This window comes from Desulfogranum japonicum DSM 18378 (assembly GCF_000429945.1).
Taxonomy (GTDB): domain Bacteria; phylum Desulfobacterota; class Desulfobulbia; order Desulfobulbales; family Desulfobulbaceae; genus Desulfogranum; species Desulfogranum japonicum.
The window spans coordinates 62,049-75,309 of record NZ_AUCV01000026.1 but is presented as its reverse complement, the minus strand read 5'-3'; the positions used below and the strand labels follow the sequence as shown (position 1 = coordinate 75,309).

The window sequence follows — 13,261 nt, the reverse complement described above, 5'->3', positions numbered from 1 at the left end:
ATAAGCACGTATTAATCTCCATCTGTTATATTCAAATTCAACGCATATTTTTTTGCAGCTATCCAACTCCCAAAAAACGTTCCACCTACAGCAGCAACGATACCTGAAACACATCGAACCCAATCGAAAAGAGATTCCCAGGGAAACAGGACCACCACCGAGACGATCCCCACAATGGTCAGCAGTACAGCAATGGACACCAATGCTATGTTAGCCTTTGGAAAAGAGCGGAGCCTATTGATCATGCCGTATCCGGTTGAGGCACAGTTAAAGGCAATAATTCCTGGCCACAAAAGAAGCAGCGCCCCGGAAGAAAGCACTTTGGACAGGAAAAACATCAAAATAACAATACCGATACTGCCGGTCAGCAGGCTGTACAAATATACTCCCACAGGAGAGAGAAGAAACTGTCTCCAACGCTCCATAACTACTCTTGCGCCATCAATACATATGTCTATCATAGCTTTGCTCCGTGAACCTTTTTCCATCTTCCGGATAGCTTATCGGGATATCACTGCTCTTTTTGCAGATTAATGATTCGTGTGTCCCCCACGTATTCACTGCTGGAATATCCAGTCAGGTCAACCATTTTCCTGGTAAGCTCACCCATCTTTTTCATGTTGCTGATAATCAAGTCCATTTCCTCGATCATATCGGGTTCCTCCAGGTCCTCCCTGAGCAACTGTGCGGTTCCCAAGGCTGCAAATAGAGGAGTATTCAGCTCGTGTGCTGCAGTACCTGCCATTTCAATAACCCCCTGAAGCTTCATTCTGCGGGAATGTTCCTGCTCCAATTTCACTTGATCGGTTATATCGTTGACAGCCTCAACAACAAAATCCACCTGACCGTGTTCGCCAATAATCGGGGTCAGGTGGCGCTCAAGCCAACCTGCTTCTCCCTCTTCAACATCATATTCTTTGACGACTGTGACCGGTTTTCCGGTTTGTAATACCTGCTGCAAGGGACATTGCATATCGTCTACATACCAGGGCGATACTCTCTTATGGAGCTGGCCAAGAATCTCTTCTTCTGTAAATCCTCGTGTGTTCAGAAAAATTTTGTTAGCCATAATCACGCGGCTGCTAGGATCAACCACCAGCAGTTCCATCCACAGGGAATCGAGAATAGTCTGCAGAAACCTCTCGTGTTCCTCTATCTGGTTAAACAACAGGTTGATTTTACGATAGGTGCGTGCCTTTTCTATGGCATTGCCGCCTTCAGCGGCAGCTGTGACAGCAAAATGAATTTCATTGGCTGAGAACAGGTGATGGGTATCGCTGAGCAGTCGAAGCACGCCGATAATTTCCTGTTCATTTTTTATAGGAATTGCCAGGATCGACTTGATACCCTCCTCCATGATCTCTTTATGATAGTTGACCCTGGTGTCGTTAGGGGCATCATATATGGCTACCGGCTCACCTTTGAGGACTTTAAAGATGGAATCTTCCCTGTTGATGCTTCCACGGTTGAGGTACTTTTCAGACACGCCATGCGCTGCCACCAGTTTGAGTCTGTTGGTAGCCGGCTCCAGAAGGCGAATGGTACAACCTTTCACTCCCATGATACCGGGCAGTTTTTCGACGATGGCAGTCAGTACCTGCTCCAGGTTCAACGTTGAATTAACCAGTTTGGATATCTCCCGCTGTGCCTGGAAAAACTTCACCTGATTTTCCAGCTCCTGAATCATATGGCTATTGGCAAGGGCCACGCCAACCTGCTCAGCAAGGGACATGGCAAAATTAATCTCAGCCTCTGCAAATTCCCGGGGCCTTTTTGTCAACAAACGCAGCAGGCCGGTCAACTCCCCTTTATAGAGAATGGGAAGGGACATGGCACTTTTGACACCTTCGTTGGAGATGTAGGCGCAGTCTGCGTGATCGCAATTCTGGTCAATATCCTTCCTGGCTGTCGGTTTACCGGCAAGCAGTTCAGCCATCACTTCTTCGGTATCAATGATGGAACGGGATAAATACTCATCTGACACGCCCCAGGCTGCACCAAGAACAAAACGATCTGTGCCTGCGTCAAACAACCTGATGGTGGCAGCATCCACCTCCAGTAATACCGGCAGTCTCCGCACCACCAGGTCCATGACCTGCTGGGAATCGTGCACTCCGCTTATCAACCGGGTAACTTCCTGGAATACCTGCAGATACCCCTGCTCTCTTCCAGATTGCATGGTGCTGTTCATGGGCGTGTCATCCATTACTCGTTGTCCCAGGGGCTATGCACACTCAAGGGTGACGAGTTTCAGTGCATGCGTGGTACATTTTGTTACGCAGGCTGGTTTGAGCCCGGCATCGAGTCTGTCCATGCACATATCGCATTTAACGGCCTTGTCGGTATCGGGATTCTGGACAGGTATCTCCCAGGGACAGGCTTTCTGACAAGCCATACAGCCTATGCATTTTTCAGCGTCTACATAGACAATACCGTCATCTCTCTGGATCATGGCATTAGTCGGACATGCAGGAACACAAAGAGGATCTTCGCAATGCCTGCAATGGGAGAAAGTGATTTCTGTCTTTGGAACACCGCCAACTTTCTGCAGTGGAGTGCAATGTATAGTGCAGAGAAACGGTCCCACCGGCAGATTTTTGTTGGCCTTGCAGTGTACCTCACACCCGTGGCAGGCTATGCACCTGCGGCTGTTGAGATGAATCATATATTTTTTCACAGTTCCACTCTCCTTTTGGTGTTACGGATACTCTTTTTCACATGGACAAACACCTGGCAGAGATTGATTCCTCCACCTGCCTGGTCCCAATCGTCGAGCTTACCGATCATCAATTTCTGGTCACTGACTCCAGCATGAAGGCTTCTGGTCTGCCTGGGAATCTCTTTACCAAAGCCGTGGTAAACAAACACAGCTTCAGGATGAACGTGGTCAGTAACCAACGCCTCTACTGTTGCATTATAGGAGTGATCACTAGAAGAAATTTCAACCAGATCACCGGTCTCAACCCCAAGCTTCTTGGCTTGCCGGGTGTTGATCCAGGCAGTATTGGTGGGCATAAGTTCAGACAACATGGGATTGTTGGTGGTATGTCCCTGGGTGTGAACGGCGACCTTACCGTAAATAAGACGTAACATACCTTTTTCAGGTGCAGGTGGAGCTTCAAACGGCTTCAGGGAAACAAGACCTGCCTGATCCAGTTTTTCGCTGACGATCTCAATTTTACCACTGGGTGTACCGAACTTACCGTCCAGCTTATCGCGGTCATAAAAGATATCTTTATCGCTCAGTTCGACAAAACCCTTTTCTTCAAAGTCGGCAATGGTATAACCGGTTGGCTCCAGCTGCCAGGCCCAGAGTTCTTCTATGCTTTTAAAAGGAAAAGTCTCTTCAAGATCGAGACGGGCAGCCAGTTCAGTAAAGATCTCCCAGTTCGCTTTGGTGTCGTATTTCGGTTCCACAGCTTTTCTACGCAGGCTAAGGCGTGGCTTCAATCCTTTCTGCTGAACAATGGGAGTATCTCTTTCAAGATAGGTAGATTCAGGTAAAATCACATCACTGTACCAGCCGAATTCACTGTAGTTCGTATCAATGGAGACCAAGAGATCACACTTGTCCAGAGCGAGTTTCTGGGCCTGAGGGTCAGGCATGCCACTGCAAAGGTCGTGACGCATGGCTATCCAGGCCTTGATGGGATAGGGATCTTCCTTGAGCATGTTCTCAAAAAAGAGGTGTGCCAGCCCTGGCCCTTTATCGAAATGATTGTATTTCCAGCCAACGCCATCCCCTCGACGAATATCGGGTTTACCGCAGTCAATGGAGCGAATGCCAGCCTTACCGCAGTCGCTGGCACCCTTGGGAATGAAAAGGCCTCCTTTCATTTCAATGTTACCCATGAGCACATTGAGAATATGCATGGCACGGCTGGCATAAAAAGAGTCTTGATACCTGGCCAGGTTCCAGCCAGGATGAAAAATCACACTCGGCCGGTCTTCTCCAATCTCATCAACAAAGGCCAAAAGATCTTTTTCCTTTATGCCACATTGTTTTGCAGTCCAGGCCGGCGTGTACTGCTCAATAAAATCACAAAGCTCCTCAAAGCCTGTCACATATTGAGCTATGAAGCCTTTGTCATAATATTCCCGCTTAATCACCTCATGGATCACACCAAGCGCGAGAGCATAGTCTGTTCCTGGACGAACCTGGAAAAATCTGGTTGCCTTGGCACCGGTCATGGTCTGGCGGACATCCACATAGGTGAGTCTGCCACCCTTTTCGAGCATATCAAGTGTCTGGTTATTTTCAGCAATGCGCAATGCTGAAAACATATCCCGACCAAACAGCACCAGGTGCTTGGCATTCTTGATATCATAAGCAAAGCCTTTACGTCCTACTCCGTTTATAGACAAACTGGCGTGGTGCGTATTCCGGCCACAGGTACAATCATGGTTGGTATAATTAGGAGAACCAAAGGCGTGAATGAAAGCTTTATACATGCCCTGCCAGGGGCCGCCGCGACTGGATAAAACCACAGATTCCGGACCATACTGATTTTTAATGGCTTTGAGCTTGTCCGCCACATAATCCAGAGCCTCGTCCCAGGTGGCTTCCCGCCATCTTCCAGACCCTCTGGCACCAGCACGAATCAAAGGTTGTTGCGGTCGCTGGCTGTCGTTGAGTAATGCAATTCCGGCAGTCCCCTTGGCACATAATGCACCAGCCAGAAGATGGGGATTCCCTTCAATCCACGTGACCTGGTTATCTTCAGACTCCACACGAATGGGACAGCGTACGGTGCACATACCACACATGGAGTAGACCGATTTTTTCATGAAATTCTCCTCATTACAGTTAGATGTTCCAAACCACGACTCTTTTACCCGCCCAGTACAACATCAACCTTTTCTTTGAGTTCGGATATATCGATGGGTTTTACGCAATATTCCCCTGCACCAAGCTCAATGGCTGTGCGAGCGGTTTCTATGGTTGGGTACCCGGTGAGCATAATGGCTTTCATCTCAGGTTTAAGCTTTTTCATTTCTTCCAACACCTGGATACCACTCATTTTTTTTAGCTTTATATCCAAAATAGCCAGATCAACCTGATGCTTTTCGACGTAATCAATAGCTTCCTGTTCTTCTGTAAAAGTCATCACATTGTGTCCCAGCCTGGTCAGCACTTTTTTCACCAGGACCACAGCATCAAGCACATCATCCAATACGAGTATTTCAGCCATTTCGTTCTTTTCTCCTATTCATCGTTGCCGGTACTTTCATATATCGGCAGAAGAATGGTAAATACGGTTCCGCTCATTTCCTGACCGCTTTCCGGATCCATAACCGGACTTTCCACAACTATGGAGCCACCGTGTTCCTGAATTATGCCATAAATTACAGACAGGCCGAGGCCAGTCCCCTTGCCCACTTCCTTAGTGGTAAAAAAGGGATCGAATATTTTGGGTTTGATTTCATCGGGAATCCCTGTTCCCGTATCGAGGACAGAAATATGTACAAAGCCTTCTGTACTGTCTGTATTGATGATAATTTTGCCACCCTGCTCACCAATGGCATACTGCGCATTGTTAATCAGGTTGATCATGACCTGTCGTAATTTTTCAGCATCACCGACCACCTGCGGCAGTGCAGGTGAAAATTGACGAACCACCTCTATCTGTTGAATATTCAGAGAATGTTCAGTAACGGCCAAGACTTCATCAACCACCTGGTTCAGATCAAGGGCTGCTTTGACACTTTCTGACTGGCGTGAAAATTTAAGCAGGTCTGCAACGATTCGTCTGCAGGCTTTGGTTTGTCGTTCCATTACTTCCAGATTGGCATGCTCTTCACTTCCTTCTGCGAAATCCTCCATCATCAGCTGGGTATAACCCAGTATGATACCCAGGGGAGTATTAATCTCATGGGCAACTCCTGCCGCCATTTCACCGACAGATGCCATTTTTTCCCGGTTGATCAACTGTTCGGTTATGGTTTTCAATCTGGTAAGATCTTTGCCGATTCCCTCACGACCGATCATGATGCCATCTTCATCATACACGCTATTGGCGCTGATCAGGATATGCTTGGTGGCTCCGTTTCGTCCCTGACACTCGACTTCAAAATCACTGATATATCCTTTTAAAAGAAGCTCCTCCTGATATCTTTTGCGATCACTCTCTTTGATGAACAAATCGGATAACCGAAAAGATTCAATGGGTTCTTCAATATCCAGCAATCTCCAGCCGCTGGAATTAATGCTGGTCAATCGACCTTCATGATCAGAAAAATAGATAACATCTTTTGAATTCTCAAAAAATTGCCTGAATTTTCGCTCTGATTTGGAAAGATTTCTGGTCCGCTCTTCTACCATCTCTTCAAGGTGAAAATTCAGTTGCTTCAATTGCAGTGCAGAGGCAGAAAGCTTGACATTGGCATCTGTAAGTTTTTCCGCTTCTGTACGAATAGCTTTGTAAGCGGCCAATCCTTTATGATAATAGATAGTTACAGCTGCAGCAGATATCAGCAACATGGTGTTGAAACCACCAGATAAAGGCGAAAGATGACGCCATGTTTCGCCATATCCTCCAAATACTAAAAGAATTCTGACAATGTGTCCCACTCCACGTGAAAGTGAAAACACAGCCATGGCAGCACAGAAATAAAAAAGAAATCCCCAGATGAAATTGTTGGGTTGTAGGCGAACTAATCTTCGGGAATATACCAGGGCGAGAAATGAAAGAAAAATGGCCAGACCAGAGCCTATCATATCGACAATGTGGGCTGGAAAAAGGGGAAGTGCGGTCATTTTTCTTTCCCCTTCAATGCTTCCCTGCTTAACACTCGCAGTGCTATGACAAGAAACAACAGTGCAGGCACATAGATTAAATGATCCATTTTGGTGATGAAATACACCATTTTAACGGGAGTGATGGGACCTGCTATTTGTTCATTCCAGGTGGCAGCATGGATAAAATCCTCAGGAGTTAAAAACTTGATAGCTTCATGTCCAATCAATGCCAGCAGATTCCACCCTGAAAAGAGAATGCAGAAAGTCTGCAGATACTTCCAGCCTTTACTCTGCAATTCAGGAGTACGCCTGGTATGCATGTACAAATACACCAATGCCCCGGTGAATAACAGATGGGACATCTGATGCACATACAATCCTTCAGGCGCGCTGTGTGGCTGTAAAGCCCAGGCACTTTCAGGCATAGCCTGAAGAACCAGCAGCATGAATGTGAAATATTTCGCAAATATCCTGTTCATAATCCTCTCTCGTTCCTCCATATAAAAGCATGTACTGTGCCGCTCCGGTAACATGCTGGAGCTCAATTATTTTTTCCCAGTTATTCCAACGTAATAGTAAGAAAAAAACTCAATAAATAGAAAGCGGGATACTATATGCAGCTTGTTCATTGCAACTTTTTGGTTGCACTTTTCCTGTGCTATACGTATTTAATAGCTAAAAACAATGGAATACAAGTGCGTTAGAAAAAACACAGTGTGGAAATCATAAGAGCGGTGTCACTGCAACAACTTTGATGCAGGGGAGACGAAGGCCGAATAGAGCCGTGCGTGAAACTGCTGGGCCATCTCGTCAGTAGACCAAATGCAACTTTTCTGTTGCTCTGATCTGAGGAGGTTCTATTGATACATTACGGGTAAAGACAAAGATTGTTTCGAACCTGTATGTTTAGCTTTTTTTTCATCACAACCTTTTGCCAGGTAAAGCACTCTTTTGGTGGTTCATACATAGAGGTTGCGGAGTTATACCAACCCTGCACCCCTGTCATAATCTTCATGGAATTGGTAGCCGCAGCCTTAAACCTGTCGTCTGTTGCACGTAAACCTATATGGAAGTCATTTCCAGGCCAGGAGACATGATCCCAGGCAACGATGCTCAGCAATGTGCAGTTGTTGAATTTTCCGGAGGTTTCCTCATATTGTTCAGGGAGGCAGAGTTGTGCTTTTTCATTCCCCGCCGTATACGGACGTATAAGGTATGAAATATGACCGATTTGCATCCGTTCATCATTGCACTCGTCGTATGGATCAAAAGAGACGGCCCTTACATCAGGCATTAGATCCACATATTTATCAAGCAAATTCTGCAAAGTATTACTGAGCATATCGCCCAGCTGTCCTCTGTACCTCCCGGCAAAGCAACCACAGCCTAGTCCTGGAATGGTTATAAAGGCTCTTTTACCATGAGCCTTGGTACATTTTGCGCACGTAGTAATGCTGGGAAAAACCTGCGCTCGTACAGTGCTGCATACTTCTCACTCTTTGCAGATGACAATCATAATTCGATGCGAAAAGTTTTATTCTATTCAAGTGCTGAAGCTTGTTCTCCCAAAATTCAGCTCCTGTCTTTGTCCGCCGAACTTTCATGCTTCAGAATTCTTCTACCGGTTTATGCGGTAATGGTGATCTGTTTCGATTCTCCAATATTCTCTCACGAAAATATTTTCAGAATTACAATTCCCAACCAGCATTCCTTAATTCCTGAATGATATCTCTGGCTTTGCGCTGTACATAAGCAGACGGATCTTCTGTACAATGTATGAGGTTTTCAATCATCTCTGCGGATATCTCCTTTTCCGGGTGCCATGTAAACAAGCCGTGGGTTCGATCATAGATATAGTACTTTATTCCTGCAAGGGCGAATATCCGAATGCTTTGCGAATCGATGGCAAGGCTATCGAACCAGAACGGGAGCAGCCTTTTGTCACGCATCATCCATACGGCGGCCAGGGCATTTGAAATTGTGTATTCATCTTTATCCAACCCGATCGTTTCAGTCACGTAGTAAATAATTTGTTCCCTTGCATTGCCGCTAATACGCCCCGATTTGCGTAGATCAATGACTAAAAATGACTGCAGGGTCATCGCAGCAGAAAAACCGATAGTCTGAGTAGGTTTCAAATAGGCGTCAAAACCACCGATAGCTCCCGGCGTAGACTGGATATTTCGAATCATTTTTGAGACAATCGGCTCTGGCACCGGTCTTTCATCACCCAAAAGAACAAGGATATAGGGGATGAGCTTATGCCCTTTTTCCATGCCCAATGTCTCGATATCCATCAATGCTTGAGAGATTATTGCCGGATCTTCAGACGTGAGGGCATTAATGGACGCCTCTAGATTTGGATTATAGTAGTAGGTATAATGATGTATCCAGAAGGCCAAAATTATGATTCCGGCAACAACAGCCAGCCCTTTCCAACTTTTTATTTCAATGGTGAACTCATCTTCAGACATTTCGTGCTCGCTATTTGCAATAAATTCAGGAAGGTAAATTGTCGTTCAGACGGCCGACATCATTAACTGACAGGCGAACGAAGAACCCTTTTACCTGATCACGGAGTTAACAACACTGATATTTCAATTAGTTCTGAGTCGTAACTGGTCACAGGTGCCTCAGATTTATGCAATCACGGTTTTTCGCAGGTAAGCGAAGACTCCTGAAGGCTATTATCTATGCGGGAAACCGCGATCGTGCAAAGAGATAAGCGACCAGCTTGAGACTTCGTGGAGTACCTGTGATAAGTTACATCTTAACGCCTCATTTTAGTCAGTTACACAGGTTGAAACATAGCCCTGGCAGATATAAAAATACCAGTTACCTATGATTGTCATAGATAAAGATAAAGTTACACCTTGACTCATGATAAAGGAATTAATAGTTTAGACTTCATTACACATTTAGATGTCTCACAACAGAACTTTCACCCGACACTGGTCAGCCTGAGTGTGTGAGTGTTGGTTACACTATTATTTATTAGGGAGATTTGACATGTTTGAAGTATCAGCCACAGCAACAGAAAAACTTACAGCGTACCTCAAGGAGAATAACGTAACCTCGCCATTGAGAATTATTGTTATGAATGGCGGTTGTTCAGGACCGGCATTGGGCCTTGCCCTTGACGAACAAAAACCCGGGGACGAAGTATTCGAACAGGAAAGCCTTACATTTCTCATGGAAAAAGAACTCATGGAACAGTGCGGAGATGTCAGCATAGACTTTATTGATGCTGGGGCACAATCCGGTTTTCATGTTCGCTCATCAGTACCACTCCCTGGCGGAGGTGGCTGTAGTTCATGCGGTTCCGGAGGGTGTGGCTGCTAAATTTCGGTTCGCTTCAGATAGAACAGCTTGAATGCGGTAAAAAACTGTATTCAAGCTGTTGAGTTTTAATCTCGGTTAGCCTGAGCAATTTCGAAAAAGACTGGTTCTACTTCCATCAAAGCATCCACCAGTAAAGGATCAAAGTGGGCGCCTTTGCCATCAACCATTATTTGAATGGCATCTTCGTGGGAAATGGCATCTTTATAAACACGTTTTGAAATAAGCGCATCATAGACATCCGCTATAGCCATAATGCGTCCAGCCAGGGGGATATCTTCTCCCGCAAGTCCACGAGGATAGCCGGACCCATCCCATTTTTCATGGTGTGCTCCGGCAATTTCCTTCGCACAGCTAAGAAATGAAGTGGGATGCCCAGCCATCTGTTCAAGATTGGCAATAACTTCTTCACCAAAGCTGGTGTGTTTCTTCATCTCTTCAAACTCTTCAAATGTAAGTTTTCCCGGTTTAAGAAGTATTGAATCTCGAATCGCGACTTTTCCGATATCGTGTAGTGGCGCTGATTTTTTCAGCAATGCTATATATTCATCTGTCAGCTGATCGGTGAAATGACCGTTTTTAACAAGGGTGATGGACAAAGTGTAGACGTATTCGCGCGTACGATGAATATGACTGCCAGTTTCCGGATCACGATATTCCGCCATCTCACCCATGGCTTCTATAATCACATCTTTAAGTAGTTCCGCCTCTTGAGTACGCTTTCTCACCTGTTCCTCAAGGCTGAAACGATAAGCACTTAATTCCAAATGATTACGTACCCTTGAGCGTAGCTCAACTCCTTTGAACGGTTTGGTAATATAATCCACGCCACCTAATTCAAATCCGCGAACAATGTCTTCCGGTTCTGCCCTCGCGGTCAGAAATATGATGGGTATAGAATCAATCTTCCGATTTTTCCGGATTTGTTCAACTGTTTCAAAGCCACTCTGCCCCGGCATCATCACATCCATGAGAATCAGTTGCGGCATAGTTATCTTGATACGCTCTAAAGCCTGTTCACCATTGGTTGCATAGGCGAACTCACAGTCCAAGGCTTTCAGATGGGACATGGCGACCTGGATATTCTGGGGAACATCATCAACAATAAAAATCAATGGTTTCTTTCTTCTGGTCATATTTCATATCCAGACATGGCTTTCAGTGAAGTGAGAATCTGTTCGACTTCGACGATGTTTGGTTCGCCCGCGGCATCGGCCAGTTCCTCGCCAAGTCGTACAATTGTCTCAGAATTACTTTTTTCTCCAATCTCTACAATACTGTTTCCAAGCATTAATGCTGCGGAAAGGCTGCCAGTATGCATGGCCTGATCCAAAAGATAACTGAGATCATTATTCCACAATGTTGCCAGCGAAGCAGTTTCCTTGATAGCGGAAGTGTCAATTACTGCCTGCTCAGAAACAAGATCATTTCCAGTTCTCTCCATCATTTTTTTATATTTATCGACAATCCTGTCTAGCCCTTCCAGACGAAATGGTTTTTGTAAAAAATCATCAAAAAGAGGTTTATACTCTGATTCTTCCAGGAGATTTCCCGTCATGAGTATGATGGGAATACCTTCAGTATCAGGATTGGCCCGCAGTTCTCTGGCAACAGCGTTTCCATCTTTTCCAACCAGATTCAAATCAAGAAAAATCATTCCCGGTTGTTCCCTTTTTATCTGGGCCAATGCTTCATCACCATTGGAAGCAGAAACAACTGTGAATTCCGTTCCGTTAAAATAATCGACAAAAACATCTTTAATAAGATCCATGTCGTCAACAACCATGATCCTGGTACTTGACAGCCGGCGCTGAGGAACAATTTTATCTTCTTGTTCAATTTGAGGCGCTGTAGCCGGAGCCAGCACGTTGTCAAAGGTAACGGTAAAAGCAGCTCCTTTGCCGGGTTCTGTTTGCAGATGTATACGCCCTCCCATCATAGAAGTCAGCTTTGCACAAAGGGGCACTCCAAACCCTATACCGCTGTATACTTCAAAGGATTCTTCTGAAACTGGATTCAGCACCTCGGAAACGATAAGCTCCTGTTCCCTATCCATCCCTAAGCCGGTATCCCTGACAGTAATATCAATGGTCCAAGCCTCCGGTTGTTGATAGACACCTGACGGAGAGGCTTCGACAGCAATTGAGATGCTTCCATGGTGAGTAAACTTAACGGCATTACTTAAAAGATTCTGTAAAATCTGCTGCAGACGTACTCCGTCAAAAAGAATAACGTCAGGAACATTTTTCTTAATCTCAACCCCCAGATGAAGATTTTTGCTCCTAGCGACATCCTCAAAAGCCACTATGGATTCCCGCACCAAATGGTGAAGGCTGATCACAGTCTGATTAATCTTAAGACGACCGGATTCTATTTTCGAGAGATCCATTATGTCATTAAGCAAACTAACCAGCGTCATGCTGCTTTTATATATGGTCTCGGCAAATCGCTGTTCCCTCCCTCCAAGATCACTGGCAGCAAGCATTTCAGCGTAACCGATAATTGCGTTCATCGGTGTACGTATTTCATGGTTCATATTGGCTATGAATTCCATGCGCATACGCTTGGCACTGCGGAGAACTTCATGGGCCTGACCACTCTGTAAGGTTATACACTTTCTCTCTACAGTCTTGTTACAGACAAAATCAACAAGCCCAAATCCATACCTGATAAAGACTTTCCCAGCTCCCGTCCCATAACTGTATATAATTTCTTCACAGCTTCTACATGGTTCTTCCTGAACACAAGGGTATCTCCGGTGAATCTTCGCGTTTGTATCTACAGTAGACAATGAGAGCAGTTCTTCTTCTGGGAAATCAGGATCAAAATCATGGTGAGACATACCAACCAGATCCATATGGTATTTTCCGGCTGCTTGTTCAGCGGTTTTATTGACTCTGGTAATCACCAGATTTTCATCCAGCCATAAAACGTCCAGTGGTGCCAGATCAAAAATACGCAGAAGATATTTCTGTTCATTACGACTGTGTGCTAATTCTGCTTGAGTACAACGCAATTTTCTGGCGAGAAGTACCAGGAATACGACCGTCAGAAACACACATAAAAAAAAGACTGCATTGAGATACAATGACCATGGAGGAGATTTCGCAGCGTATGCCTCCGCGTATGGCAGGAATATATATACACAAGAAAAGAAAATAATATTGGTTGTTTTTCGCACAA

11 protein-coding genes and 1 pseudogene are annotated in these 13,261 nt (G+C 45.3%); 1 reads left to right on the top strand and 11 read right to left on the bottom strand.

Translation table 11 applies throughout. The annotated features are described in order from the left end of the window. Positions 1-11: 11 nt before the first annotated feature. From G493_RS0112685 to G493_RS0112645, 9 genes and pseudogenes are all read right to left on the bottom strand, one after another. Positions 12-461 carry a hypothetical protein gene (locus G493_RS0112685; RefSeq protein WP_153306506.1) on the bottom strand — a complete coding sequence of 150 codons (450 nt, stop codon included), beginning with the start codon at positions 459-461 and terminating at the stop codon, positions 12-14. Positions 462-511: 50 nt separating this feature from the next. After that, entirely contained in the window at positions 512-2,191 is a 1,680-nt protein-coding gene (locus tag G493_RS0112680; RefSeq protein WP_035274354.1) for a GAF domain-containing protein, read from the bottom strand. Between the two features lie 33 nt (positions 2,192-2,224). Continuing rightward, positions 2,225-2,677, bottom strand: coding sequence for a 4Fe-4S dicluster domain-containing protein (locus G493_RS29095; protein ID WP_084813562.1), 453 nt, complete (start codon positions 2,675-2,677; stop codon positions 2,225-2,227). After that, complete coding sequence (locus G493_RS0112670; protein WP_028580697.1) at positions 2,674-4,788, bottom strand: molybdopterin-containing oxidoreductase family protein; 2,115 nt, start codon at positions 4,786-4,788, stop codon at positions 2,674-2,676. Before G493_RS0112670 ends, G493_RS29095 begins: the two co-directional genes overlap by 4 nt. 44 nt (positions 4,789-4,832) lie before the next feature. Further along, a complete protein-coding gene (locus G493_RS0112665) occupies positions 4,833-5,192 on the bottom strand; it encodes a response regulator (protein ID WP_028580696.1) in 360 nt (119 codons plus the stop codon). A gap of 14 nt (positions 5,193-5,206) precedes the next feature. Then, positions 5,207-6,757 (bottom strand): two-component system sensor histidine kinase NtrB, encoded by a 1,551-nt coding sequence (locus G493_RS0112660; protein WP_028580695.1) that lies wholly within the window; start codon positions 6,755-6,757, stop codon positions 5,207-5,209. Continuing rightward, positions 6,754-7,218, bottom strand: a complete 465-nt coding sequence (locus tag G493_RS0112655) for a hypothetical protein (protein WP_051309273.1) — start codon at positions 7,216-7,218, stop codon at positions 6,754-6,756. The genes G493_RS0112660 and G493_RS0112655 overlap by 4 nt, the downstream gene beginning before the upstream one ends. A gap of 389 nt (positions 7,219-7,607) precedes the next feature. Next, positions 7,608-8,195, bottom strand: a pseudogene (locus tag G493_RS29090) (hypothetical protein); the annotation flags it as partial. 232 nt (positions 8,196-8,427) lie between these two features. Next, entirely contained in the window at positions 8,428-9,213 is a 786-nt protein-coding gene (locus tag G493_RS0112645; RefSeq protein WP_028580692.1) for a hypothetical protein, read from the bottom strand. Positions 9,214-9,748: 535 nt separating this feature from the next. Between G493_RS0112645 and G493_RS0112640 the strand changes: the two genes are divergently transcribed. Further along, a complete protein-coding gene (locus G493_RS0112640; protein WP_028580691.1) occupies positions 9,749-10,081 on the top strand; it encodes an IscA/HesB family protein in 333 nt (110 codons plus the stop codon). Between the two features lie 65 nt (positions 10,082-10,146). Here the strand turns inward: G493_RS0112640 and G493_RS0112635 are convergent, their stop codons facing one another. Both G493_RS0112635 and G493_RS0112630 read right to left on the bottom strand, forming a co-directional pair. Further along, entirely contained in the window at positions 10,147-11,214 is a 1,068-nt protein-coding gene (locus tag G493_RS0112635) for an HD domain-containing phosphohydrolase (protein WP_028580690.1), read from the bottom strand. Beyond that, entirely contained in the window at positions 11,211-13,136 is a 1,926-nt protein-coding gene (locus G493_RS0112630; RefSeq protein ID WP_153306505.1) for a histidine kinase dimerization/phospho-acceptor domain-containing protein, read from the bottom strand. Before G493_RS0112630 ends, G493_RS0112635 begins: the two co-directional genes overlap by 4 nt. Between the last annotated feature and the right edge of the window lie 125 nt (positions 13,137-13,261).